This is a genomic window from Streptomyces sp. NBC_00873, assembly GCF_045207415.1.
Classification (GTDB): Bacteria; Actinomycetota; Actinomycetes; order Streptomycetales; family Streptomycetaceae; genus Streptomyces.
Map to the genome: position 1 here is coordinate 6612345 of NZ_CP108803.1, position 23228 is coordinate 6635572.

Here is a 23228-nt window from a genome sequence, read left to right on the forward strand (position 1 = left end):
CAGGTGGTCCGTCACCACCCGCAGGGCCCCGCACACCGGAGCGGCGTCGGCTGACGGGTCGCGGGGGGAACAAGGGCGTGCAGCGATTCGGGCCCGTGGCGTTCCTCCTCGATGGAGGGCGCCACGGGCCCAGTTCATACTGCGGTTCGGATCGGATCAGCGGGAACGGTACTCCCGGTACCGGTCCTGGTCGTGGCCCCAGCGCCGGTCGTCCCGGCGGTCGTGGCCCCAGCGCCCGTGGTCGTGGCGGTCGTCGCGGTCGTGGCCCCAGCGTCCGTGGTTGCGGTGGTGGCCCCAGCGTCCGTGGTCGCGGCGGTCGTGGCCCCAGCGCCAGTCGTCCCGGCGGTCGTGGCCCCAGCGCCAGTCGTCCCGGCGGTCGCCATCCCCGTGCCGACCGTCATCGGCCTGCAGGGAGTGGGCACCGCCGACGGCGCCGGGGGCGGCGGCCTGAGCTGCGCCGCCGCCGCCCAGCACGACGACGGCGGCCACACAGACTGCGGCAGCGAAGCGGGAAACATGCATAGAAATCTCCTGTCGCAGCAGACGCCGAAGCGCCTGCTCGGATTGGACACCCCAACCGTCGCCCCCCGACGACCCTCGACAGCCGCGCCACGCGCTCCAAGGCACCCGATCTGCTGCAATGCCGCCGATCGTGGAACCGACTCCTGTAGGCAATCCGTGGACCTCCATCCGTTCCCCCGTTCCCTCCCGTGACCGTTGCCATCCGCCCCTCGGCGCCCCATCCCACCTGCAGGTTCCCCACCGAGGTATCGAGGGCGCGCACGTCCGGCAGTGACTGAGCGTGCTGATTCCACGGGCACACCGGAGGGTTTGCCGCCGGGCACCATGAACCGGCCGAGTGGAGGATCACGACGTGCACCACGGGAAACGGCACGGCGGCATGGTCAGCGCAGAGCGCCCACCCGCCTCCCGTCCGCCAATAGCCCGTTCAGCCGCGCCCGGTCGCCCGCCCGCGCCCGTACTGCGAGCAGGTGCCCCTGCGCCCGGCCCTCCACCCCGCCCGATGTGGTCAGCGAGGCGAACCCCGTGCTGCCCGCCGCCAGTACGTACCACCGGCCGCCGCGCGACTTCCACAGCACGCCCGCCAGCACCCGCGGCTCCCGCTCCCCGCAGGCCGGCGAGTCCTCCGCGCGCGCCGCCACCGCCCCGGGCGGCACCGCACCACCGGCGGCGGGTTGCGCCGACGGGGCCTGGAACTGGGCGAAGACCCTGCTTCCCGAGCCGCGCCAGGTCTCCGCCCGGGTGCACAGCCACTGCGCGAAGCCGTTGCCCTCGGGCAGCCACTGCCGGGCGTACGGCCAGGAGTTCACCGACCGTACGCCGCGCGACCGCGCCGCCCTCAGCAGACAGGCGGTCCGCGCCCAGCTCTCCCGCTCCACCCGCCCGGACACATCGTGCGGCGCCGACGGCGACCCGGAAGTCAGCCGGGCCGGGGCGAGTTCACCGAGGTCCGTCAGCAGACGTGTCGCCGTGGCGTCATGCATTTCGACGGCGGACCAGGACCGGCAGTCCCCGGCCGTCTGCGGGCTCGCCAGCACATCGGTCACGCCGTTCCGGTCGCGGTTCAGCGGCCGGCCGGCCCGGCTGGGCGCGAGCAGATCCCGTACGGACACCTGCCGCACCCAGGGAGCCGTCAGATAGCGGACCGTGCCGCCGCCACGGCTCACGATCAGAGCGTCGGCGGAGGACGCGTCCGCACTGTCGACACGGGCGAAGTCGAGCGCCGCGCCCCGTGCCGGATCGGCGTCGCGTGCCTCCGCGTACCGCACGATGCGCAGCCCGTCGTAGAACAACACCACCGCGGCGTCGCCCACCTCACCCGCGTACAGCAGCTGCGGGGGCCCCATCGGCGGCCCGACCGGCGTCCCGGGCGTCGTGGACGACCGGACGGCGGGGCCTGGACGCGCCCAGACGGCGAGTGCGCGCCGCAGCAGCCGGGTGTCGTCGGTGCGGTCGCCGCGGGTGGGCCAGGCGGTGAAGTCGGTCCGGGGCGAGCGCTGCCAGTATGCGGGGGGCACCCTGAGCAACGCGGCCGGTTCCAGGGCCTGTTCGGCCGCCGGGTTACGGGTGTACAGCGGCGCGGACGCCAGGTCCCGGCCCCAGCCGTTGCCCGGAAGCCCCAGCAGCGCCCCGCACACGAGGAGTGCGGCGGCCGCCGCGAGCGCCGTCTTCGCGCGTCGGCGGCGGCGCAGCAGATCAGGCGGGCGGGCCTGCAGGGAACAGGGGTCGAACTCCGTGGAGTCCAGGAGCGCGTACGGCGCCGCCACCGCGTCCGCCTCCGTCAGCGCGGCGTGCGGGTCCGCCACTCCTGCGGCGGCGAGCACCCGACGTACCTCCCCGTCCGCGAGGCCCTCCAGACCGCGCAGGACGTGCGCCGCGCGCGCCGGCCCGGAGAGCGCGGACAGGGCCTGGTCCAGGGCGAGTTCGTCCGCACCTCCGGAGTGCGGGAACAGGCGCAGACCCCACACCAGAGGGAGGAGCGGCGGCAGCTGGGACCGGCGCGGCCAGGCCAGGCGGCGCAGGGGGCGGCCCGCCTCCAGGGCGGTGTTCACCACCCGCTGCCGGACGTGCACATAGCCCGGGTCGACCGCCGTCCCACCGACGGGGCGGCGGGGGAGAGGGACTCCGTCGTCGGCCGCGAACGCCGTCCGGCGCCCCAGGGGCAGGGACCGCTGGGCGAGGGAGTGCGCCGTCAGAACGCGGCGGTTGCGGCCGAGGGAGGGCGGCAGGACGAGGTAGCCGAGCCGGACCAGCCGCGGATAGTGCTCGACGAGCGCCGCCTCGGCCTGCTCCACATCGACCGGGGCGGTGGCGGACGGTACTTCTGGCAGTGGGCGCACATTCAGCTGAACGAGCGAATCGTGCGATGGTCACCCTGGCCCGCGAACGGTTCCCTCGGATCCGGTCGTTCGGCCGCGCGACGGAGTGCGGAGGGGCACGTTGGCCGGATGGTGACGCAGCTGGAGATGCGACGAGGACGTCGTTCCGGGGTCGGGACCGCGGCGGTCGTCCTTGCGGGACTGGCTCTTCTGGCGGCGTGCGGCGGGGGCGGCGACGACAGGCCGCACGTCCCGCCGACGGCGACCGGCAGCCTGGAGCAGCCCGCCACGAAGACGCACTGCAAGCCGAAACATCCAGCGTCCCATGGAACTCCTCGGCTGAGAAGCCGCCAGGTCAACAGGTCCCGGAGTCCCGGGCCGCACCCCACCTGGGAGCGACCACGCCGCCCCCAATTGCCGGTCGGTCCGAGTTCGACCGATGAGCCGTCGGCCGGGGGTGCGGGGTCACCCCCGGTCCAGGTAGGCCAGGACGGCCAGAACGCGGCGGTTGTCGTCGTCGGACGGCGGCAGGCCGAGCTTCCCGAAGATGTTCGAGGTGTGCTTGGCCACCGCCCGCTCCGTGATCACCATCTGTGAGGCGATCGCCGCGTTCGAACGGCCCTGCGCCATCAGCGCCATGACCTCCAGCTCGCGCGGGGTCAGGCCGCCCATCGGCTTGTCCTGGGCGCGCCGGGACAGCAGCTGTGAGATCACCTGCGGGTCCATCGCGGTGCCGCCATCCGCGACCCTGCGTACCGAGTCGATGAACTGGTCCGCGTCGAAGACCCGGTCCTTGAGCAGGTACCCGATGCCCCCGTTGCCGTCCGCCAGCAGCTCACGGGCGTACAACTGCTCCACATGCTGGGAGAGGACGAGCACCGGCAGGCCCGGCCGGGCCCTGCGGGCCGCAAGGGCGCACTGCAGTCCCTCGTCCGTGTGGGACGGCGGAAGCCGGACGTCGACCACGGCGACGTCCGGATCCAACTCGGTGAGCGCACGGGTCAGTTCGGGACCGGTCTCGACGGCTGCCGCGATCTCGAAGTCGTACGCCTCCAGCATCCGGACCAGACCGTCGCGCAGCAGGAAGAGATCTTCGGCTAGGACAACTCGCAAGGGATCTCCATGGTCACCATGGTGGGACCGCCCGCTGGACTGCTGACGGCCATGATGCCGTCGAATGTACCGAGTCGGCGTTCGATTCCGCTCAGTCCCGAGCCCGATCCGATGATCGCGCCACCCCTGCCGTTGTCCGTGACGGAGATCCGCAGCATCGAGTCGGCGTGACGGATGTCCACCCGGAGACGGTCCGCCCCCGAGTGCTTGGCGGCGTTCGTCAGGGTCTCGCTGACCGCGAAGTACGCGGCCGACTCCACCGGCGCGTCTGCGCGGCCGGGCAGCTCCACGTCGACCTCCGCCTCGATGGGCAGCCGCAGCGCCAACGCCTTGACGGCGTCCCCGAGTCCGCGTTCGGCCAGAACCGGCGGGTGGATGCCCCGGACGAGATCACGCAGCTCGGTGAGGGCTTCCGCGGAGGACTCGCGGGCCATCGCGAGAAGCTTTCTGGCCTGCGCCGGGTCCTTCTCGATCAGCGCCTCGATCGTGCCCAGGTGCATGCCCATGGCGACCAGCCGGGCCTGCGCGCCGTCGTGCAGGTCTCGCTCGATACGACGCAGTTCGGAGGCGGCGGTGTCCACGGCCTCGTGCCGTGTCTCGGTGAGCCGGTCGATCCGCCGGGCCAGCTCCTGCTCATGAGTGGGCGCCAGCACCGAGCGGGCGATCACGAAGTGCAGCCGCAGCAGCGGTTCGCTGACCTTCAGACCTGTCAGGAAAAACACCACACCGAGCGCCGCGGCGGCCAGCGCCGTCGCCTGGCTGTCGACCGGCACGAACGCGTACCAGTACCGGTCGTCGGTGAAGACCCGCCAAAGGCCCGCTGCCAGGACGAACCCGTGCACCGGATAGAGCAGCAGCGCGGAGCCCACGATCGACACCGTGTAGCCGGCCGTCATGTCGACCAGCAGCCACCGCAGATCCCGCCACGTAGCCGGATCCTTCAGCATCAGCGTCGTTCTCTCCACCTGCCCCGTGAACCCGCCGCGCAGATCCTGAGGAAAGGGCCGGTACGGGACCGGGATGCGGACGTCCGACCAGATCGCCGCCAGCAGCCGGCGCTGGTTGGCATGCCTGCGGACCGCGTCCAGCACCTGCGGGGTGGTGAACAGGCCCAGACCCAGCGGAATGGAGGCGATCGACAGCACCGCCAGGACGAACAGGGTGATCGACCCGGCGAGACTGGCGATCGACAGTACGATCCCGCGCCCCGCGGCCAGCAGCGCGGGCAGTACTCGGCTCCGGATCGCGTTCATGATGGTCCTTCTCCCCTCGTCGGGCCTTCGCGGCAGCGCCGGTCCGAGGACAGTCTCACCCGACGGGCGTCCGCGGCGTCAGCCGTTTCGCCACCCGGGAGGGGTGTAGCCAGCACCACCATCGAGACCTCGCCCTACGCCTCGGGGAGAGGGGGTTCCGGCGGCTGGGACGGCGGACGCCCCGTTCCTAGGTTCATGAGCGACTCATTCGACGTCAACTTCTGGGGGCGAAAGGCCATGAGGCGCAACCTCGCGGCACGCATCGGTGTGTGGAGCGCACACCACCGCAAGACGGCCATCCTCGGCTGGCTGCTCTTCGTCGTGCTCGCCACGGGCATCGGCGGAGCATCCGGCATGGTCGAGATGACGGACGCCGAGAACGCCACGGGCGACTCGGCACGGGCCGAGCAGATCCTCGACGACGCCGGCCTCACCCATCCCGCGGGTGAGCTGGTCATGGTGTCCGCCGCGAAGGCGGGCGACTGGCAGGACGCGGCCCGTGAGGTCTCCGCAGCCGTCGAGCGGACCGGTGAGATCCGCAACCTCGCGGCGCCCGTCCCCTCCAAGGACGGCAAAGACGCCCTGATCACCTTTGACATGAAGGGCGACGCGGCGACGTCCGCCGACCGGGTGCAGCCGGTGCTCGACGCCGTGTCCGGGGTCCGCGAGAAGCGGCCGGACGTCACGATCCACCAGTTCGGCGAGGCCAGCGCCGGGAAGTGGCTCGGCGACCTGCTCTCCGAGGACTTCAAGAAGGCCGAGTTCACCGCCGTGCCCCTGGCCCTGGGCATCCTGCTGGTCGCCTTCGGCGCCGTGGTCGCGGCCCTGCTGCCGGTCGGGCTCGCACTGACCGCGTGCATGGCCGCCTCCGGTCTGCTGTCGCTGGCCAGCCACCAACTGCACCTGTTCCAGACCACGTACTCCGTGATGTTCCTGATGGGCTTCGCCGTCGGCGTCGACTACTGCCTCTTCTACCTGCGGCGCGAGCGCGACGAGCGGGCCGCCGGGCGCGACGCCGAAACGGCGCTGCGGATCGCGGCGGCCACCAGCGGCCGGGCCGTGCTGGTCTCCGGCCTCACCGTGATGGTCGCGATGGCCGGCATGTTCCTCTCCGGACTGATGCTGTTCAAGGGCTTCGCCCTGGCCACGATCACCGTCGTCCTCATCGCCGTGCTCGGCTCGGTGACGGTGCTTCCCGCGCTGCTCTCCTGGCTCGGGGACCGGATCGACGCGGGGCGGGTGCCGCTGCTGAACCGGCGCGCCAAGCGGGGCGTACGGGCCAGTGGCTCCTACGCCGGCACCGTTCTCAGGCCCGTCCTGGCCCGGCCCAAGGTCTTTGCCGTCGCCTCGGTCGTCGTCCTGCTCGCCCTGGCCGCGCCCGCCCTCGGCATGAAGACCGAGTCGCTCGGCCTGGAGAAGCAGTTCGGCTCGGACTCGGAGCTCTCCATCGCGTACCGGACCATCGCGGAGACGTTCCCGGGCGGACCCGCCCCCGCCCTTCTCGTGGTCGAGGCGGACGACATCGACTCGCCCGAACTGCGCAAGGCACTGGCGGAGTTCGGCCCCGACAAGGTGACCGTGCACCGGGCGCAGAACATCGCGGAGGTCGAGGTTCCGCTGCCGGACGGCAAGGCCGGCCTGACCGAGCTGCGTGACAAGCGGGTGCCCGCCGCCTTCGACGGGACGGGCGCGCAGGCGTACGTCACCGGAGAGCTGGCCGGGTCCGTCGACTTCAACGATCAGCTGAAGCGCGGCATCGTCCCCGTCTTCGCGTTCATCACGGCAGTGACCTTCCTGCTGATGCTGTTCTGCTTCCGCTCGTATGTCATCGCGATGACGTCGATCCTCCTCAACTTGCTCTCCGTGGGCGCCGCCTACGGTGTGATGGTCGCCGTCTTCCAGCACGGCTGGGGCGCCTCGCTGATCGGCTCGGAGGGGGTCGGGGCGATCGAGGCATGGATGCCGCTGTTCGTCCTGGTGGTGCTCTTCGGTCTCTCGATGGACTACCACGTGTTCGTGGTCTCCCGGATCCGCGAGGCCCGGCAGACCGGGCTGGACACCCGGGCGGCCATCGACACGGGCATCCGGCGGACGGCGGGCGCGGTGACCGGCGCGGCCGTGATCATGGTGGCGGTGTTCGCGGTCTTCGCAACGCTGTCCATGCAGGACATGCAGCAGATGGGCGTCGGCCTCGCCGTTGCGGTGCTGCTGGACGCCACGCTCGTACGGATGGTCCTGCTGCCTTCCGCCATGGCGCTGCTCGGCGAGCGGAACTGGCGGACCCCGCGCGGACTGTCCTGGCTGCCGGCCCTGGACCACGACGAGGCGGGGACGGCGGACGTGGTGGCCGGTCCGGTTCCGGCCGGTCCGGGGCCCCGTGGCTGATGCCTGTACGAAGAAGCCCTGGCCCACCGGATGCGCAACCGGTCGGCCAGGGCTTGTCGTGTGCGGCCCCCGTCAGGGGGCGTACTTGTAGCCGACGCGCCGCACCGTCTGGATCGACCGGCGGTGCTCGGCGCCCAGCCTGCCTCAGCCGACGAGCCGCTTGCGCCAGTCCAGGTCGCTCAGCGCCTGCGCCGAAATACGGCTGTGCGTCTGCCAGTTCTCGGTCTCCGCCTTGATGTCGAGCATGGGCCAGCCCTGGCACACGCCACTGACAGCGGACCGGGCACGCCGAAGGGGCGCCCCCGTTTCCGGCGGGCGCCCCTTCGTACCGAGTCGGTGGCGGATCAGACCTGGTCGGCCTTCTCCAGCGCCGTGCAGCAGGTGTCGACGATCAGCCGCGTGACGACGTACGGGTCGACGTTGGCGTTCGGGCGACGGTCCTCGATGTAGCCCTTCTGGTCCTGCTCGACCTGCCACGGTATACGGACCGAGGCGCCGCGGTTGGAGACGCCGTAGCAGTACTCGTTCCACGGGGCGGTCTCGTGCAGGCCGGTGAGACGGTCGTCGATGCCCGCGCCGTAGTTCTTGACGTGGTCCATCGGCTTCGAGCCCTCGCCCATCGACTCGCACGCGGTGATGATCGCGTCGTAACCCTCGCGCATCGCCTTGGTGGAGAAGTTGGTGTGCGCACCCGCGCCGTTCCAGTCGCCCTTGACCGGCTTCGGGTCCAGGGTCGCGGAGACGTCGAAGTCCTCGGCGGTCCGGTAGAGGAGCCAGCGCGCGATCCACAGCTGGTCGGAGACCTCCAGCGGGGCGAGCGGGCCCACCTGGAACTCCCACTGGCCCGGCATGACCTCGGCGTTGATGCCGGAGATGCCCAGACCGGCCTGCAGGCAGTTGTCGAGGTGCTTCTCGACGATCTCGCGGCCGAAGATCTCGTCGGAGCCGACACCGCAGTAGTAGCCGCCCTGCGCGGCCGGGAAGCCGCCCACGGGGAAGCCGAGCGGGCGGTGACCGTCGAAGAAGGTGTACTCCTGCTCGATGCCGAAGATCGGCTCCTGGCCGGCGAACTGCTCGGCGACCGGACGCAGGGCGGCGCGGGTGTTGGACTCGTGCGGCGTCATGTCGATGTTGAAGACCTCGCACAGGACGAGGACGTCGTTGCCGCCGCGGATGGGGTCCGGGCAGCAGAAGACCGGCTTGAGCACAAGGTCGGACGCGTGACCCTCGGCCTGGTTGGTGCTGGATCCGTCGAAGCCCCAGATGGGCAGCTCCGCGACGTCTCCCGAGGGCTCGCCTGCCATGATCTTCGTCTTCGAACGAAGCTTGGCGGTCGGCTCGGTGCCGTCGATCCAGATGTACTCAGCCTTGAACGTCACGGAAGCCATCCTTTGGGGGTGCTGCGGTGTTGCGGTCTGCGGTCCGGTTTCTGCAGCGCAGCTTCGCAAGCCGCGATTTCCCGTCCGTTGCCCGTATGTGAACCCCGTGTTACCGAGGTTTCCTGCGTTGGGCCGACCGGCACCCAAGGGGGCGGCGTCGCGGGGCCGGGAATGCGGTGGTGCCGGTGGCGCGGCAGCGGCGCGGTGACGGGCGGGCGGGCACCGGCGCCCGGGTCACCGCTGCCGCCGGTGCCGAGCTGGGTACCGTACGCGGCACTCTGCCGCCCCGTACCACCACCGTCCGCCTCCGCACGCAGCGTCGACACCAACGCCGACCATTTCGCCGCCTACCTGCTCGACCGGCACGGCGATCCGGTCGGTGACCCGCACCGCTTCCCTTACGACCTGTCCGGTTCGGCCGGTCACCGGGACGCGTAGCTCCGCCACGCGCTGACCCGACTGATCAACTGGGCGGTGCGGGTCGGTGTCGCCGCGATCGGCATCGAAGACCTCGACTTCACGCCTGAGAAGACCCGGGAGAAGCACGGCCGCAAGAAACGGTTGGGGAAGGACGGCACCGCCCCCACACGACCGGAGTGATCGTGTGGGGCATCGGACCGTCCAGGCCGGGCCAGGTGGCCGGGGGCGTGAGGGAACCCGCCCGCCCACAACGGACCGTGCCCACGAAGGGCCGTCGCCGAGTGGGAAGCGAAAGCGGGAACCCAGTGCATCCAAAACCGTTCGGGATGCGCCCAGTACGCAGCAGTGGGTCCAAGACTCACTTACGCACACTGGTTAGGAACGGTCCCCTCGATCGCCCTGCCGGTCAGGGAATGGCGGTGACCGCCTGGTGCGCGGCGGACAGGAAGCGCCGCACGGCAGCCGTCTCACTCTCGTCGAAGTCGCGCAGCACTGTCACCGTGTTCTCGATCAGCGGCCCGAAGAAGGCCCACCCCAGCTCCACCGCCCGCGGGTCCACCGCCAGCAGTACCCGTCGCCGGTCGCGCGGGTCGCGGGTGCGGGTGAGGTGGCCGAGCCGTTCCAGCCGGTCGATGACGGCGGTGGTGCCCGCGGAGTTGAGCCCGAGCTGCGCACCGAGCCACCCGGCGGTCGCTTCGGTGCCGGCCCGCTCGGCGTCGAGCAGGCAGATCAAGGCGCGCACGTCGGTGGGGTGCATGCCGTTGCGGCTCGCGAACTCGGCCTGGCGCAGACCGAATTCGACAGTCACCTTGCGCAGCAGATGAACGATCTCCAGTTCGGAACCCTGCTCGCCCATCAGTCCTCCTTCCTCTATTATCTCGCTGAGCGAGATAATATCCAAGGGCACCCACCCTCGGGAGGCACTCCATGGCAACCACGTCATCCGGATCATCCGCAACGGCCGTCACCGAGTCGTTCCTCGCTGCGTACGACGAGGTCCTGGCGGCCAAGTGGCCTGCCGGAACCAACCAGTCCGACGTCCCCACCCCGTACGGCACCACGCGTATCAACAGTTACGGCCCGGAGGGCGCCCCGCCCCTGGTGCTCCTGGCGGGGGGCGGCTCCACCTCCACCGTCTGGTTCGCCCAGGCCGCCCACCTGGGCCGCACCCACCGCGTCCACGCCATCGACCTCATCGGTGACCCGGGCCGCAGTGTGGCGGGGGAGCGCCCGATCCGCACGTTCCAGGACCTGACGACCTGGCTGGACGCGGTACTCGAAGCTTTGAACGCCGCACCGGTATCACTCTGCGGCCACTCGTACGGAGCCCGGATCGCCCTCCAACACGCCCTGCACGCACCCCACCGCGTCCGGAGGCTGATCCTCGTGGACCCGACCCAGTGCTTCGCCGGTTTCCGCCCCGGCTATCTGCTGCACGCGCTCCCGATGCTGCTCCGCCCCAGCGCGAAACGGACACGCACCTTCCTCGCCTGGGAGACGGCCGGCGCCGCACTCGACCCGGCCTGGTTGCACCTGCGCGAGACGGCCGCCGACTTCCCGACCGCCCGCCCGGTCAACGGCCCGCGCCCCGCACCCGAGGCGCTGAGCTCCCTGAACGTACCGACCCTGATCCTCACGGCCGGGAACAGCCGGGCCCACAACGCCGCACAGGTCGCCGCCACTGCGACCCGGCTGATCGCGCACGTACAGACGGCGACGATCCCCGGCGCCACGCACCACACGCTGCCGCTGCACGCCCCGGACGCCGCCGAACTCAACCGCAGGATCGAGGACTTCCTGCTGACCGAGTGATTCCGGCTGCGCTCAGCGTCCCAAAGCGTCCCGTACCGCTTCCTCCGTACGCGCCACGACAGCCGTTCCGTCCTCCGCCGTGATGATCGGCCGCTGGATCAGCTTCGGATGTTCGGCGAGCGCCGTGATCCACCGCTCCCGCGAACCGGCCTCGCGCGGCCACTCCTTGAGCCCGAGCTCCTCCGCGTCCGCTTCCTGCGTCCGCGTGATGGCCCACGGCTCCAGCCCGAGCCGGTCGAGTACGGCCCGGATCTCGTCCGGCGACGGCACATCCTCCAGATAGCGGCGGACGGTGTATTCGGTGCCCTCGGCATCGAGCAACTGCACCGCACTGCGGCACTTGGAACATGCGGGATTGATCCAGATCTCCATGGGCCAACGATACGCGACGGACACCGCGAAAGCCCCTCTGGCCAGGGGCGATTGTCAGTGATGAGCCGTAAAATGGGGGTAGTTCGTGAGGGTTTCACGACCGTGCCAGGAGGATTCCCATGGCCGTTGCCGCAGCCACGACCAAGCCGCTCCACAAGCCCCTGCAGAAGAAGCCGCTCCCCGCGGGCCGGCCCCGCGAGTGGTACGTCTCCCACAACCGCCGCCTGAAGGCCATGCGTCTGGCGATCGCCCTGCTCGACACAGGCGTCTACTACCCGTCGAGCGCTGACAACGACACGATACGCACGACTGCCGAGCGCATCGGCATCCACCCGCCGTCCGACACCACCTGCCGCATGGTCCGCGCCCTGATCCGCTACGGCCGCTGACGGACCGGAAGCCTGTGCCCCCGGAGGCCGGGGGCACAGGCACATGCGCACACACCCTGGCCCGGCCCTTCACCCGTCCGGCATACCGGGCATGCGGTGCGGCCTGCGGACCCTTTGACTGGGGCGACGGGCGAGTGCTGGGAGGAACGATGACGAGGAAAGCCGCGCGAGGCCTGTGGGCCGTGCTGCTGACGACGGCCGTGATGTCGACCGCCGGTGCCTGTTCGCACGGCGGCGGCGCCTCCACCACGGCGTCCGGAGCGGCCTCCGCCGCAGCGTCGGTGGCATCCAGGGGTTCAGATGTGGTGGCCTCGGCGACTGCTGCCGCGGGCGAGAGACTGAGAGGCTTCAAGAACGGCGTGAACGCCAAGGGCGACGTCAAGCTGGGCGCGGTGAGCACCGACCACGACGGCCGCGCCACCTCGAAGATCACCGTGACGAATGGCATCGACTCGGCGAAGTCCTACGCCGTGCAGGTCACCTTCCGTGACGCGAGCGGCAACCTGCTCGACACGGTGGTGGTGACGATCGACGACGTCGGGCCGAAGTCCTCCAAGGACGCCATCGCCCGCAGCAACCGCAAGCTGTCGGGTGACGTCAAGGTCGACGTGGGGACGGCTCTGCGGCACTGATCGCACCACCACTGCCACCGTCCGGTCCGAAGAACGGCTTACCACCCGGTGCGGCGGCCACCGCTGGTCCGCCCGGTCATGGGCCAGCGGCCGACGCCCCAAGTGATGCTCGGACCGAGCAATTTGGTTACCAGGCATCAGGTTCAGAAGTGGTTGTGCCGTTGTTTTCCTGAAGTCGGCTTTCGATGCACGTGGCGCGGCGGAGCCTGTACTTGGTGGGATCGCCGGGAAAGCGCCGTCAGCTTGTTCTCGGTGCCGGTGCCGGGTTGCGGGATCTCGAGAATGATTCGTCGGCCTGAGCGGTCGTCGACAACGAGCGCGCTCTCCTCCAGCACCATGCGGCCGACAGAGGGATGCCGCACTTCCCGGGTGGTGATGTGGCGACTTTCGATTTCGTGCTGCTGCCACCATCCGCGGAATTCCTTGCTGTTCTGACTCAGATCTCGGACCAGTGTGGTGAACCACGGTTCGTGGACGTAAAGTCCGGTGGCCGCGCGGAATTCTGCCAGCACGGAGCGGGCGCTCGGCTCCCAGTTCTGAATGAGCTCGCGCAGATATCCGCCGAAGAAGAGCCAGAGCATGTGGCGGTGCGCAGGGGGGATTTTGGTCAGATCGCCGTAGACATCGGTTCTGGCCTGGTTCCAGGCCAGAATGTTGAAACGGGGGCCGAGGGCGATTGCCGGATGTGGATGCTGGCTGTCCAGGATGCGCTGGAGAGCCGGAGGCACGCCGTCCGGGGCAATGCTCGCGCTGGAACGGGCGTCCTCGCGCGCCAGGGCCATGAGGTAGTCGTGCTCTTCGGTGCTGAGGCGAAGGGCATCGGCCAGCGAGTCGAGGACGTGGTCGGACACCCGGATGTTCCGGGCCTGTTCAAGGCGTGAGTACCAGCAGGTGCTGATGCCCGCGAGGTCGGCCACGTCTTCCCGGCGCAGGCCAGGGGTTCGCCTTGATGTCCGGGGTGGAAGACCCACCTCTTCCGGCTGAATGGCCAGCCGTCGTGTTCTGAGGAAGTCCGCGAGCTGAGCTCGCCGTTGGTCGTAATTCATCCATCGTTCCCTTTGCTGGGCGACGTTTCGGATGGTTAGTACCTGGGACCCCTACTCCTAGGATAGTCGGTTTCTGGATGTGCGCTCTGCCACGTGTGATCCTGATGCAGGAAGCGGCGTTCGGCCGTGCGAGGTGCTGAGGAAGCAGCACCGTTCTGGAACGAACACCTATCTCTCGTTCCGGCGATCGAAGGAGAAAATCATGCGTGGCAAGCGATACCTTTTCCGGCTCAGCCCCGTGCTTATCGCCTCTCTGGCGTTGCCTGCGGGTTTCGCCGGGAACGCGTTCGGCGCCTCACCCGCAGCCGATCCGGTGGCAGCGGCGCCCTCGAAAGCACCCTCGCAGGTTATCGATCCGTTCAGCTTCAACGCCGGGGTGGCGGCGTGCAGGGCTGGGAACGTGTCGCAGGGGCTGCAGCGGAACCTGCAGCTGAACCGAAACGCCAACCTCAACCGTAACCTCAACCAGAACATCAACCGAAACCTCAACCAGAACCTCAACCAGAACATCAACCAGAACGTCAACCAGAACGTGAACCAGAACGTCAACCAGAACGTCAACCAAAACACCAACCAGCAGCCGCCTGCCCAGCCGCCTGCCCAGCCGCCTGCCCAGCCGCCTGTTCAGCCGCCTGTTCAGCCGCCTGTTCAGCCGCCTGTTCAGCCGCCTGTTCAGCCGCCGGCCCAGCAGCTGCCTGTTCAGCCGCCGGCCCAGCAGCCGCCTGCCCAGCCGCCGGCCCAGCAGCCGCCTGCCCAGCCGCCGGCGATGTAGCACCAGCCAGTCGCCGCCTAGCCGGCCTGTCCGGCGGTCACCATGCCGCCGGGGACGCGCAGCCCGTGGGACACGCGGGTTGCGCGTTGCTCCGGTCAGCCGGTTCTCGGCGGCAGCGGGCCACCTTCCCCCGAATATCTGTGTCAATGCCGACGAGGGCCGCTACCCCGATGGTCTGGGGTAGCGGCCCTCGCTGCTGTTTGGCGGGCCGATCTCGGCCCGCCTCGCTCTTTAGGTGTCGAAGAAGTGACGCGGCACCTTCCTGACCTGCACGCACTCCAGCCGCCGCCCGTCTGGCCTGCGGGTTAGCGGTCGTCGCCTGTCATCGTCGAGTCCCCTCGCACGGCCCAGAGACGGCCCCAGTGGGATGTATCGGGGTCACGGCCACCGTCTGGCTGTTCCCAGGGGGTTGTCAGTACCAGGTGGCAGGATGCCGTGCCATGACCGCACCGATCAGTGAGTCGTGGACGCGCATCGAGAACTGGCTGGCCGAGCACGCCCCGGCGACCTACGCCGCGCTGGCGCCGCCCGCGGATCCGGCGGACATCGCCGCGACCGAACGCGTCATCGGCCGGCCACTGCTGAAGCCCGTGGTGATGTCGCTGCTGCGGCACGACGGTCTCCTCGACCAGCGGGGCTCGCTGCTGCCGGCGTTCTACAGACCGATGAGTGCACGCGAGATCGCGGCTGCGTGGCAACTTTTCACCGGCTTCTACGACAAGCGCGAGGCGGATGAGAAAGGAGAGGAGGCGGACTACGACTTCATGAAGACCGGGTTCAGCAGCGTCCTGTACGGACACCCGCAGCTGATCCCCATCGCGCGGAACGTCGGCGGGGATCACCTCGTACTGGACCACCGTCCCGAGAGCGACCGGGGGCGCGTCCATGAAGCCGAGGTCGTGGAAGGCATTATGCGCGTAGCACACGAGATGTGGACGTCCCTGCCGGTGCTCATGGAGGCGATCGCCACGTCTCTCGAGACCTCCCGGCCCGTCACCGGCTACACGCCGGTAGTGGACGAGGAGCAGAGGCTGTGCTGGGACGTCATACCGCTGCGCGGTGACCGGACCTTGCATCGGTCATGACGCCGCAGCGGACAGTGAGGTCGGTGGAGTCTCAATGACCCAGTCAAGCGCCACCGTGCGGCCTGGAGTACCAGTTCGGAAGACGCCGTATGCGGATGGCGGCTGGCGTAGTGACTCCCTGACCTGGGCCTGAGCGCGATCCGCGCCGCTGTTCCCCGTGAATCCCCGCTGCGTCCCGCCGGACCGGGCACGCAACGGGCGCAGGGCTGACCAGTCCACGCCGGGGAGGAGTTGGTGGGCCGCGCAGGCGAACCCGGCAGGAGCTGGTCAAAGTGACATGCCCACGCTCCTCCGCAGGGTCGCGGACGCCATCGAGGACCTTCGAACCGGTGACGTTCCGGCCAGACCCGTATCGACTGGCAGCGCCACGTGAGCCCTGCTACACCGGAGATAGGGAGGTGTGGCATGCCTCGTGATCCGGTCAAGGGGCTGACCGCCCTCCTTGCGGCAGTGACAGTCCCGCTCGCCGTCTGCGCGCTCCTGCTGCCCGTCCGAGGCACCCTGTCCCCCACCAACGTGGCCCAGATCCTGATGTTGGTCGTCGCGGCGGTGGCCGCCCTCGGTTACCGTTGGGCCGCGGTCCTCACGGCCCTGTCCGCCGCCGTGTGGTTCGTCTTCTTCTTCACCACTCCGTACGAAAGCTTCACCCGCATAAACAAGACGGACGACGTCATCACGGCAGGGCTGCTGCTCGTGGTCGGCCTAGCGGTCTCTCAGCTGGCTCGCCGCTACACCCGCGAGCGCGCCATCGCCACCACGCTGCAACGCAGCCTGCTGCCCCGTGTGCTGCCGGACACCAGCGCCGTCCGGGTGGCGTGCCGGTACGTGCCCGCCGAGGCCGAGGTCGGCGGGGACTGGTTCGACGTGATCCCTCTCCCAGGCTTCCGCACCGCCCTGGTGGTCGGGGACGTGGTCGGCCATGGCCTGCGCTCCGCGGTCACCATGGGTCGGCTGCGCACCGCGGTCCGCAATTTCTCCACCCTTGACCTGCCGCCCGACGAGCTGCTGGCCCGCCTTGACGACGTGGTCAATCAGATGGATGCGGAGGCGGGCGCCAGCGAGGATGGGACCATCGCGGCTACGTGCCTGTATGCGATCTACGACCCGGTCTCCTGTAGTTGCGCAATGGCAAGAGCCGGTCACTTTCCGCCGGCCATCGTCCATCCGGACGGCCGCGTGGAGATTCTCGACCTGGCCGAAGGACCCCCGCTCGGTCTAGGCGGTCTGCGCTTTGAGGCTGCCGAGCGGCAGCTGCCGGAGGACACGCAGCTCGTGCTCTACACCGACGGGCTCATCGAGAACCGGCAGCGCGACATCGGGGTCGGCCTGAAGCTGCTGTGCGACGCGCTCTCCGGCGCGGGGACCGACCCGGAGGAGACGTGCGACACGGTCCTGGAGACGGTGCTACCCGCCCGTCCAGTCGATGACGTCGCTCTCCTGATCGCCTGCACCCGCGCGTTTCCGCGTGACCGTATCGCCGAATGGGATATCCCGGCCGTTCCCGCCGCGGTGTCCGCCCTGCGCGCCGAGGTGTTCGCGAAGCTGGCCGAGTGGAACCTGGAGGAGACGGCATTCACCACCGAACTGATCCTCAGCGAGCTGGTCACCAACGCCATCCGCTACGGGGCACCCCCTGTCCACCTGCGCCTTCTGCGCGACAGCAACCTGGTGGTGGAGGTCAGCGACGCCAGTAGCACCTCCCCGCACCTGCGCTACGCGACGGACATGGACGAAGGCGGTCGCGGAATCTTCCTCGTCGCTCAGTTCGCCGAGCGGTGGGGGACCCGCTTCACCCCCACCGGGAAGATCGTCTGGGCCGAGCAGTCAGCCCCATCAGTTCCCGTCGTCCCCGTCCCGGCATCGGTTGCGTGACCGGGCGGGACTGCCCGAAGCTCTCCGGGGCCTGCTGCCCGGGCCGGCCCCCGAGAGGGGAGACGTCCGTCCCGCGAGCACGGCATGCACGCGCTGCGGCACTACTACGCGTCGGTTCTCTTGGACGCGGGCGAGAACATCAAGGCCCTCGCGCAATACCTTGGGCACTCGGACCCCGGCTTCACTCTGCGGACGTACACCCACCTGATGCCGAACAGTCAGGACCGTGCCAGGAAGGCGATCGACGCCGCGTTCGGGGTGGGCGGAGTGGGCGAGGAAGACGACGGAGCGGCGTCCGTCGCAGCCTGAGCGGCACCCGACAGGAAAGGCCGTCGGCCGTGCCTTCCGGTGAGGGAAGGGCACGGCCGACGGCCCACAGACGGCCCAGGCGAGCGAAAAGTCTGCTCTGACCTGTGACGTTCTTAAATGTCGAAGTAGAGCTCGAACTCGTGCGGGTGCGGGCGCAGCTGAATCGGGGCGATCTCGTTGGTGCGCTTGAAGTCGATCCACGTCTCGATCAGGTCGGACGTGAAGACGCCGCCCGCGAGGAGGTACTCGTGGTCCGCCTCCAGGGCGTCCAGGACGGCGGGGAGCGAGGTCGGGACCTGCTGGACGTTGGCGTGCTCCTCGGGAGCCAGCTCGTACAGGTCCTTGTCGATCGGCTCGGCCGGCTCGATCTTGTTCTTCACGCCGTCGAGGCCGGCCATCAGCAGCGCCGAGAAGGCCAGGTACGGGTTGGACGACGGGTCCGGGGCGCGGAACTCGACGCGCTTGGCCTTCGGGTTCGAGCCCGTGATCGGGATACGCATCGCGGCGGAGCGGTTGCGCTGCGAGTAGACCATGTTGACCGGGGCCTCGAAGCCGGGGACCAGGCGGTGGTACGAGTTCACCGTCGGGTTCGTGAAGGCCAGCAGCGACGGTGCGTGCTTGAGGATGCCGCCGATGTAGTAGCGGGCGATGTCCGAGAGACCCGCGTAGCCCTGCTCGTCGTAGAACAGCGGGTCGCCGCCGGCCCACAGGGACTGGTGGACGTGCATGCCCGAGCCGTTGTCGCCGAAGATCGGCTTCGGCATGAAGGTCGCGGTCTTGCCGTTGCGCCAGGCGACGTTCTTCACGATGTACTTGAAGAGCATCAGGTCGTCGGCCGCGGCGAGCAGCGTGTTGAACTTGTAGTTGATCTCGGCCTGGCCGGCGGTGCCGACCTCGTGGTGCTGGCGCTCGACCTGGAGGCCGTTCTTGTCCAGCTCAAGGGAGATCTCGGCACGCAGATCGGCGAAGTGGTCGACCGGCGGGACCGGGAAGTAGCCGCCCTTGTAGCGGACCTTGTAACCCCGGTTGTTCTCTTCGGAGCCGGTGTTCCAGGCGCCGGCCTCGGAGTCGATGTGGTAGAAGCTCTCGTTCGCCGACGTCTGGAAGCGGACGTTGTCGAAGACGTAGAACTCGGCCTCGGGGCCGAAGTACGCGGTGTCGGCGATGCCGGTGGAGGTGAGGTACGCCTCGGCCTTCTTGGCCACGTTGCGCGGGTCACGGCTGTACTGCTCGCCGGTGATCGGGTCGTGGATGAAGAAGTTGATGTTGACGGTCTTGTCGCGGCGGAACGGGTCGACACGGGCCGTCGACAGGTCCGCGCGGAGCGCCATGTCGGACTCGTGGATGGCCTGGAAGCCGCGGATCGACGAGCCGTCGAAGGCCAGTTCCTCGGTCGGGTCGAATGCCGCTGCCGGGATGGTGAAGTGCTGCATCACACCGGGCAGGTCACAGAACCGGACGTCGATGAACTTGACATCTTCGTCGGCGATGTACTTCTTCGCGTCGTCGGCGTTCTGGAACATCCAACTCCTCCTACTCCCGGCCCGGGAGGGACGGGGTTGTAGCTCTCTGTGCGGCCAGTGCGGTGGCACACGCTGGACCCGACCATAGGCAGACCGGATTTCTCAAGCATGACCCATTTGTTTCGCCGAAGTTAACCGAGGCGGGTGTCGGCGGCACCTCGGAGGTGTAACGGGGCGGCGGCGAGGGCCGCGTCCGCGCGTCCGGAGGCCCCCACCCGGCAGGGCGTGAAGGCGGGCCCAGTACCGTGGACGGGTGGACAACAGGAAAGCAATCGGATCGTGGCTCTCCGGGCCGCGTGCGGCCGCCGAGGAGATGGGCGCCGATTTCGGCTACCGCGGCAAGCGGCTCGGTCTGCCCGAAGAAGGGCCGGGGGCGATCGCGTCGCTCGGCCGGCGCTTCGGCGCCCTTTTCGTCGACTGGGCGCTCTGCCTGCTGATCGCATACGGGCTGTTCGCTCGCGGTGACCAGCAGGCCGCCGGGAACTGGGCCCTCGGGATCTTTGCCGTACTGAGTGTGCTCACCGTCGGGACCGTCGGATGTACGCCGGGCAAGCGCATCCTGGGTATTCGTGTCGTCGGCGAGGGCGGCGGTCGGCTCGGTTTCGGGCGGGTGATCATCCGGAGCGTGCTGCTGTGCCTGGCGATTCCGGCTCTGGTCTGGGACCGCGACGGGCGCGGGCTGCACGACCGGCTCTCGCGCGCCGTGCAGGTGCGGATCTGAGAGCGGTCCGACGAGCGGAGATGTGAAGAGGGCGGGCTGCGAACCTCAGTGGTTCACAGCCCGCCCTCTTGTGCGTCGGGTGTGTGGCGTCAGCGCATCTTGCCGCCGCGCGGCATCCGCATACCCTTCGGCATCGGGCCCTTCGGCAGCGGCATGTTGCTCATCAGGTCGCCCATCGCCCGCAGCCGGTCGTTGGCCGCAGTCACCTGCGGGCCGGTCAGGACCCGCGGCATCTTCAGCATCTTGGTGCGGACCTTCTTCAGCGGCACCTGGCCCTCGTCGTTGCCGACGATGATGTCGTGCACGGGTACGTCCACGAGGATGCGGGCCATCTTCTTCTTCTCGGCCGCCAGCAGGAGCTTGACCCGGTTCGGGTTGCCCTCGCCCACCAGCACGATGCCCGCTTTGCCGACGGCCCGATGGACGACGTCCTGGCTGCGGTTCATCGCTACCGCCGGAGTCGTGGTCCAGCCGCGGCCCACGCGGTCCAGCACGGCCGCCGCAGCGCCCGGCTGTCCCTCCATCTGCCCGAAGGCCGCCCGCTCGGCGCGCCGCCCGAAGACGATCGCCATCGCGAGGAGGGCCAGCACGAAGCCCAGGATGCCCACGTAGATCGGGTGGCCGATCAAGAAGCCGATGGCGAGGAGGACACCGAAGGTGACGATTCCCACACCCGCGACGACAAGACCGATCTTGGGGTCGGCCCGCCGGGTCATCTTGTAGGTCAGGGCGATCTGCTTGAGCCGCCCCGCGTTCTCGACGCTGTCCGCGCCGTCAGTGTTTGCCTTCCTCGCCATGTACTGAAGTTTACGTGGCCTAGGAACGGTGGTCGGCCACGGCCTCCAGTACGTACTCGGTCTCGACCCGGTCCTTGGCCCGGCGGCGGTCCTCGAGGACGGCCGTCCAGGCGTTGCGGCGGGCGGTGCGCTGGCCGCTGCTCAGCAGCAGTGACTCGACGGCGCGGAGAGCATCGGTGACGGACGGAATGGCGGTGGCGCGTACCGGCACGGCCTGCATCGTGGAAGTCCCCTCGGAACGGATGCGCGGAGTGAGTGGGTTACAGGAGTTGCTTGCGCGGGCTGGATACGGTGAGCAGTGGCGGCGGCAGCCGTGAGAACCACTGCGCTGCGTGCATCCAGAGTCACTGCTCGGTGTTACCAGCGCATGACCTTTCGGTCAAACACCAATGAAACCTTGATATGAGCGCCGCGCACGCCGACGCGGCCCATACGCGTCCCCGACCTGCGGGGAGCGTATGGGCCGCGTCGATCCAGCCAGTACCGTTCAGTAGCTTCTTGTGCGCGAATTCACACAGTCCGGTCAGGCAGTGGGCGCGGCCGTGACCGCGCCGCGCCGCTCGATCGCCTGCTGGAAGAGCCGGCCGGCCCGGTACGAGGAACGGACCAGCGGCCCGGACATCACACCGGAGTAGCCGATCTCGTCGGCCTCCTCCTTCAGCTCCACGAACTCGTGCGGCTTCACCCAGCGCTCGACCGGGTGGTGGCGCACGGAGGGCCGCAGGTACTGCGTGATCGTGATGAGCTCGCAACCCGCGTCGTACAGGTCCTGGAGTGCCTCGCTCACTTCCTCGCGGGTCTCGCCCATACCGAGGATGAGGTTCGACTTGGTCACCAGACCGGCCTCGCGGGCCCGCGTGATGACCTCCAGGGAACGCTCGTAACGGAAACCGGGGCGGATCCGCTTGAAGATCCGTGGCACCGTCTCGACGTTGTGCGCGAGCACCTCGGGGCGCGAGGAGAAGACCTCGGCGAGCTGCTCGGGCTCCGCGTTGAAGTCGGGGATCAGCAGCTCGACCTTGGTGGCACCGGCCTCGCGCTCCGCCGTCAGCGCGTGGATCTGGCGCACGGTCTCCGCGTACAGCCAGGCTCCGCCGTCCTCCAGGTCGTCGCGGGCGACGCCGGTGATCGTGGCGTAGTTCAGGTCCATCGTGACGACCGACTCGCCGACGCGGCGGGGCTCGTCCCGGTCCAGCGCCTGCGGCTTGCCCGTGTCGATCTGACAGAAGTCACAGCGCCGGGTGCACTGGTCACCACCGATGAGGAAGGTGGCCTCACGGTCCTCCCAGCACTCGAAGATGTTCGGGCAGCCGGCCTCCTGGCACACCGTGTGCAGACCCTCGCTCTTCACGAGCTTCTGCAGCTGGTTGTACTCGGGCCCCATCTTCGCCCGGGTTTTGATCCACTCGGGCTTGCGCTCGATGGGGGTCTGGCTGTTCCGGACCTCCAGGCGCAACATCTTGCGCCCGTCGGGTGCGACAGCGGACACGTCCGGCTCCCTACGACTTCGATTCTTCGGCGAACACCAGGGTACGCCCGCTATTTGTGCGGTTGGGGTGTGGCCCTTGCCCCTGGGCAACCAGGAGGTGGGCCGGGCCATTCCCGGGGATCCGGGTCAGGCCGAGGCCCGGTCGATCTCCCGCGGGGCGAGCTCCGCGTTCTCCAGGACGTCCTTCAGGTGCTTCTCGACCACTGGCAGCACCTCCGCGATCGTGACGTCGCGGCCCAGTTCGTACGCGAGCGAGGTGACGCCCGCATCGCGGATGCCGCACGGCACGATCCGGTCGAACCAGGTGTTGTCCGGGTTCACGTTCAGCGCGAAGCCGTGCATGGTCACACCCTTGGCGACCCGGATGCCGATCGCCGCCAGCTTGCGGTCCTCGCGGCGCTGACCGGCGTTGGACGGGGCGTACTCGGGGCCGTTCAGCCGCGGGTCGAACTCCTCGTCGTGCAGCCGCGGGTCGAAGTCGAGGGAGAGGCCGCCGAGCGATGGACGCTCCTCGACCGGGTCGCCGAGCACCCAGACTCCGCTGCGGCCCTCGACCCGGCTGGTCTCCAGACCGAACTCGGCAGCCGTACGGATCAGCGCGTCCTCCAGCCTGCGGACATGCGCCACGACATCCACCGGGCGCGGCAGCTTCTGGATCGGGTAGCCGACGAGCTGCCCGGGACCGTGCCAGGTGATCTTTCCGCCGCGGTCCACGTCGACGACCGGAGTGCCGTCCAGGGGGCGCTCACTGTCGGTCGTACGTCGTCCCGCCGTGTAGACCGGCGGGTGTTCCAGCAGCAGACAGGTGTCGGGAACAGTGTCCTCGAACCGGGCCGCGTGCACCTCGCGCTGCTTCTGCCAGGCCTCCTGGTAGTCGACGGCTTCCTCGCCGAATCCCAGCCGGACGAACCGAAGCTCACTCACGGAGATGTCTCCCTACTTGCGGTACCGGGAGCCGGGGGGCGCCCCGGAACCACGTCACCATGCACTGATTCGCGCCCCGGGCCACTGTACGACCG

General features: G+C 69.3%; 24 protein-coding genes and 1 pseudogene. 11 read left to right on the top strand and 14 right to left on the bottom strand.

Going from position 1 to position 23228, the window contains the following annotated elements:
* Positions 1–156: 156 nt before the first annotated feature.
* From OH809_RS30520 to OH809_RS30535, 4 genes are all read right to left on the bottom strand, one after another.
* Complete coding sequence (locus OH809_RS30520; protein WP_406418818.1) at positions 157–522, bottom strand: hypothetical protein; 366 nt, start codon at positions 520–522, stop codon at positions 157–159.
* A gap of 383 nt (positions 523–905) precedes the next feature.
* Complete coding sequence (locus OH809_RS30525; RefSeq protein WP_406418816.1) at positions 906–2861, bottom strand: hypothetical protein; 1956 nt, start codon at positions 2859–2861, stop codon at positions 906–908.
* A gap of 444 nt (positions 2862–3305) precedes the next feature.
* Complete coding sequence (locus tag OH809_RS30530) at positions 3306–3953, bottom strand: LuxR C-terminal-related transcriptional regulator (protein ID WP_406418814.1); 648 nt, start codon at positions 3951–3953, stop codon at positions 3306–3308.
* Entirely contained in the window at positions 3938–5206 is a 1269-nt protein-coding gene (locus OH809_RS30535) for a sensor histidine kinase (protein WP_406418812.1), read from the bottom strand. Before OH809_RS30535 ends, OH809_RS30530 begins: the two co-directional genes overlap by 16 nt.
* A gap of 237 nt (positions 5207–5443) precedes the next feature.
* Here OH809_RS30535 and OH809_RS30540 point away from each other — a divergent pair, with 237 nt between their 5' ends.
* The gene (locus OH809_RS30540) at positions 5444–7591 is read left to right on the top strand and encodes an MMPL family transporter (RefSeq protein WP_406424892.1); all 2148 of its coding nucleotides are present in this window, start codon (positions 5444–5446) and stop codon (positions 7589–7591) included.
* 72 nt (positions 7592–7663) lie between these two features.
* Here the strand turns inward: OH809_RS30540 and OH809_RS30545 are convergent.
* Both OH809_RS30545 and glnII read right to left on the bottom strand, forming a co-directional pair.
* A pseudogene (locus OH809_RS30545) lies at positions 7664–7732 on the bottom strand (winged helix family transcriptional regulator); the annotation flags it as partial.
* A gap of 203 nt (positions 7733–7935) precedes the next feature.
* Complete coding sequence (glnII, locus tag OH809_RS30550; protein WP_406418810.1) at positions 7936–8970, bottom strand: glutamine synthetase; 1035 nt, start codon at positions 8968–8970, stop codon at positions 7936–7938.
* A 249-nt stretch (positions 8971–9219) separates the two neighbouring features.
* Between glnII and OH809_RS30555 the strand changes: the two genes are divergently transcribed.
* Together OH809_RS30555 and OH809_RS30560 are read left to right on the top strand one after the other, a co-directional pair.
* The gene (locus OH809_RS30555) at positions 9220–9408 is read left to right on the top strand and encodes a hypothetical protein (protein WP_406418808.1); all 189 of its coding nucleotides are present in this window, start codon (positions 9220–9222) and stop codon (positions 9406–9408) included.
* A 36-nt stretch (positions 9409–9444) separates the two neighbouring features.
* Entirely contained in the window at positions 9445–9570 is a 126-nt protein-coding gene (locus OH809_RS30560) for a hypothetical protein (protein WP_406418806.1), read from the top strand.
* Between the two features lie 226 nt (positions 9571–9796).
* Here the strand turns inward: OH809_RS30560 and OH809_RS30565 are convergent, their stop codons facing one another.
* Positions 9797–10246, bottom strand: a complete 450-nt coding sequence (locus OH809_RS30565; RefSeq protein ID WP_406418804.1) for a MarR family transcriptional regulator — start codon at positions 10244–10246, stop codon at positions 9797–9799.
* Between the two features lie 71 nt (positions 10247–10317).
* On the opposite strand from OH809_RS30565, the gene OH809_RS30570 reads away from it, so the two are divergent.
* Positions 10318–11202, top strand: a complete 885-nt coding sequence (locus OH809_RS30570; RefSeq protein ID WP_406418802.1) for an alpha/beta fold hydrolase — start codon at positions 10318–10320, stop codon at positions 11200–11202.
* A 12-nt stretch (positions 11203–11214) separates the two neighbouring features.
* Here the strand turns inward: OH809_RS30570 and OH809_RS30575 are convergent, their stop codons facing one another.
* Positions 11215–11574: an arsenate reductase family protein gene (locus tag OH809_RS30575; RefSeq protein ID WP_406418800.1), complete on the bottom strand. Its 360-nt coding sequence runs from the start codon at positions 11572–11574 to the stop codon at positions 11215–11217.
* Between the two features lie 119 nt (positions 11575–11693).
* On the opposite strand from OH809_RS30575, the gene OH809_RS30580 reads away from it, so the two are divergent.
* Both OH809_RS30580 and OH809_RS30585 read left to right on the top strand, forming a co-directional pair.
* Positions 11694–11963: a hypothetical protein gene (locus OH809_RS30580; protein WP_406418799.1), complete on the top strand. Its 270-nt coding sequence runs from the start codon at positions 11694–11696 to the stop codon at positions 11961–11963.
* A gap of 149 nt (positions 11964–12112) precedes the next feature.
* Positions 12113–12595, top strand: a complete 483-nt coding sequence (locus tag OH809_RS30585; protein ID WP_406418797.1) for a hypothetical protein — start codon at positions 12113–12115, stop codon at positions 12593–12595.
* A gap of 143 nt (positions 12596–12738) precedes the next feature.
* Here the strand turns inward: OH809_RS30585 and OH809_RS30590 are convergent, their stop codons facing one another.
* Positions 12739–13641 carry a helix-turn-helix transcriptional regulator gene (locus OH809_RS30590; protein ID WP_406418795.1) on the bottom strand — a complete coding sequence of 301 codons (903 nt, stop codon included), beginning with the start codon at positions 13639–13641 and terminating at the stop codon, positions 12739–12741.
* Between the two features lie 202 nt (positions 13642–13843).
* On the opposite strand from OH809_RS30590, the gene OH809_RS30595 reads away from it, so the two are divergent.
* The 4 genes from OH809_RS30595 (at position 13844) to OH809_RS30610 (ending at position 17679) form a co-directional block, all read left to right on the top strand.
* Positions 13844–14413, top strand: coding sequence for a hypothetical protein (locus tag OH809_RS30595; RefSeq protein WP_406418794.1), 570 nt, complete (start codon positions 13844–13846; stop codon positions 14411–14413).
* 440 nt (positions 14414–14853) lie between these two features.
* Positions 14854–15498 (top strand): SMI1/KNR4 family protein, encoded by a 645-nt coding sequence (locus OH809_RS30600; protein WP_406418792.1) that lies wholly within the window; start codon positions 14854–14856, stop codon positions 15496–15498.
* 405 nt (positions 15499–15903) lie between these two features.
* Positions 15904–17370, top strand: coding sequence for a SpoIIE family protein phosphatase (locus tag OH809_RS30605; RefSeq protein ID WP_406418790.1), 1467 nt, complete (start codon positions 15904–15906; stop codon positions 17368–17370).
* 84 nt (positions 17371–17454) lie between these two features.
* Positions 17455–17679, top strand: coding sequence for a tyrosine-type recombinase/integrase (locus OH809_RS30610; RefSeq protein WP_406418788.1), 225 nt, complete (start codon positions 17455–17457; stop codon positions 17677–17679).
* A gap of 113 nt (positions 17680–17792) precedes the next feature.
* Here the strand turns inward: OH809_RS30610 and glnA are convergent, their stop codons facing one another.
* Positions 17793–19202 carry a type I glutamate--ammonia ligase gene (gene glnA, locus OH809_RS30615; RefSeq protein ID WP_406418787.1) on the bottom strand — a complete coding sequence of 470 codons (1410 nt, stop codon included), beginning with the start codon at positions 19200–19202 and terminating at the stop codon, positions 17793–17795.
* Positions 19203–19455: 253 nt separating this feature from the next.
* On the opposite strand from glnA, the gene OH809_RS30620 reads away from it, so the two are divergent.
* A complete protein-coding gene (locus OH809_RS30620; RefSeq protein ID WP_406418786.1) occupies positions 19456–19923 on the top strand; it encodes an RDD family protein in 468 nt (155 codons plus the stop codon).
* An 89-nt stretch (positions 19924–20012) separates the two neighbouring features.
* On the opposite strand, the gene OH809_RS30625 is transcribed toward OH809_RS30620, so the two are convergent.
* The 4 genes from OH809_RS30625 to lipB form a co-directional block, all read right to left on the bottom strand.
* Positions 20013–20720, bottom strand: coding sequence for a DUF4191 domain-containing protein (locus OH809_RS30625; protein WP_406418784.1), 708 nt, complete (start codon positions 20718–20720; stop codon positions 20013–20015).
* Between the two features lie 19 nt (positions 20721–20739).
* Complete coding sequence (locus tag OH809_RS30630) at positions 20740–20940, bottom strand: hypothetical protein (RefSeq protein WP_037693926.1); 201 nt, start codon at positions 20938–20940, stop codon at positions 20740–20742.
* A gap of 303 nt (positions 20941–21243) precedes the next feature.
* On the bottom strand, positions 21244–22209 hold the full coding sequence (lipA, locus tag OH809_RS30635) for a lipoyl synthase (RefSeq protein ID WP_406418782.1): 966 nt from the start codon (positions 22207–22209) through the stop codon (positions 21244–21246).
* 126 nt (positions 22210–22335) lie between these two features.
* Complete coding sequence (lipB, locus tag OH809_RS30640; protein ID WP_366689817.1) at positions 22336–23133, bottom strand: lipoyl(octanoyl) transferase LipB; 798 nt, start codon at positions 23131–23133, stop codon at positions 22336–22338.
* Between the last annotated feature and the right edge of the window lie 95 nt (positions 23134–23228).

Bases quoted from the DNA above. Each gene is read 5' to 3' on its own strand.
- OH809_RS30520 (WP_406418818.1), bottom strand. From the start codon at position 522: ATGCATGTTTCCCGCTTCGCTGCCGCAGTCTGTGTGGCCGCCGTCGTC.
- OH809_RS30535 (WP_406418812.1), bottom strand. From the start codon at position 5,206: ATGAACGCGATCCGGAGCCGAGTACTGCCCGCGCTGCTGGCCGCGGGG.
- OH809_RS30540 (WP_406424892.1), top strand. From the start codon at position 5,444: ATGAGGCGCAACCTCGCGGCACGCATCGGTGTGTGGAGCGCACACCAC.
- OH809_RS30565 (WP_406418804.1), bottom strand. From the start codon at position 10,246: ATGGGCGAGCAGGGTTCCGAACTGGAGATCGTTCATCTGCTGCGCAAG.
- OH809_RS30570 (WP_406418802.1), top strand. From the start codon at position 10,318: ATGGCAACCACGTCATCCGGATCATCCGCAACGGCCGTCACCGAGTCG.
- OH809_RS30575 (WP_406418800.1), bottom strand. From the start codon at position 11,574: ATGGAGATCTGGATCAATCCCGCATGTTCCAAGTGCCGCAGTGCGGTG.
- OH809_RS30580 (WP_406418799.1), top strand. From the start codon at position 11,694: ATGGCCGTTGCCGCAGCCACGACCAAGCCGCTCCACAAGCCCCTGCAG.
- OH809_RS30585 (WP_406418797.1), top strand. From the start codon at position 12,113: ATGACGAGGAAAGCCGCGCGAGGCCTGTGGGCCGTGCTGCTGACGACG.
- OH809_RS30590 (WP_406418795.1), bottom strand. From the start codon at position 13,641: ATGAATTACGACCAACGGCGAGCTCAGCTCGCGGACTTCCTCAGAACA.
- OH809_RS30595 (WP_406418794.1), top strand. From the start codon at position 13,844: ATGCGTGGCAAGCGATACCTTTTCCGGCTCAGCCCCGTGCTTATCGCC.
- OH809_RS30600 (WP_406418792.1), top strand. From the start codon at position 14,854: ATGACCGCACCGATCAGTGAGTCGTGGACGCGCATCGAGAACTGGCTG.
- OH809_RS30605 (WP_406418790.1), top strand. From the start codon at position 15,904: ATGCCTCGTGATCCGGTCAAGGGGCTGACCGCCCTCCTTGCGGCAGTG.
- OH809_RS30610 (WP_406418788.1), top strand. From the start codon at position 17,455: ATGCACGCGCTGCGGCACTACTACGCGTCGGTTCTCTTGGACGCGGGC.
- glnA (WP_406418787.1), bottom strand. From the start codon at position 19,202: ATGTTCCAGAACGCCGACGACGCGAAGAAGTACATCGCCGACGAAGAT.
- OH809_RS30625 (WP_406418784.1), bottom strand. From the start codon at position 20,720: ATGGCGAGGAAGGCAAACACTGACGGCGCGGACAGCGTCGAGAACGCG.
- OH809_RS30630 (WP_037693926.1), bottom strand. From the start codon at position 20,940: ATGCAGGCCGTGCCGGTACGCGCCACCGCCATTCCGTCCGTCACCGAT.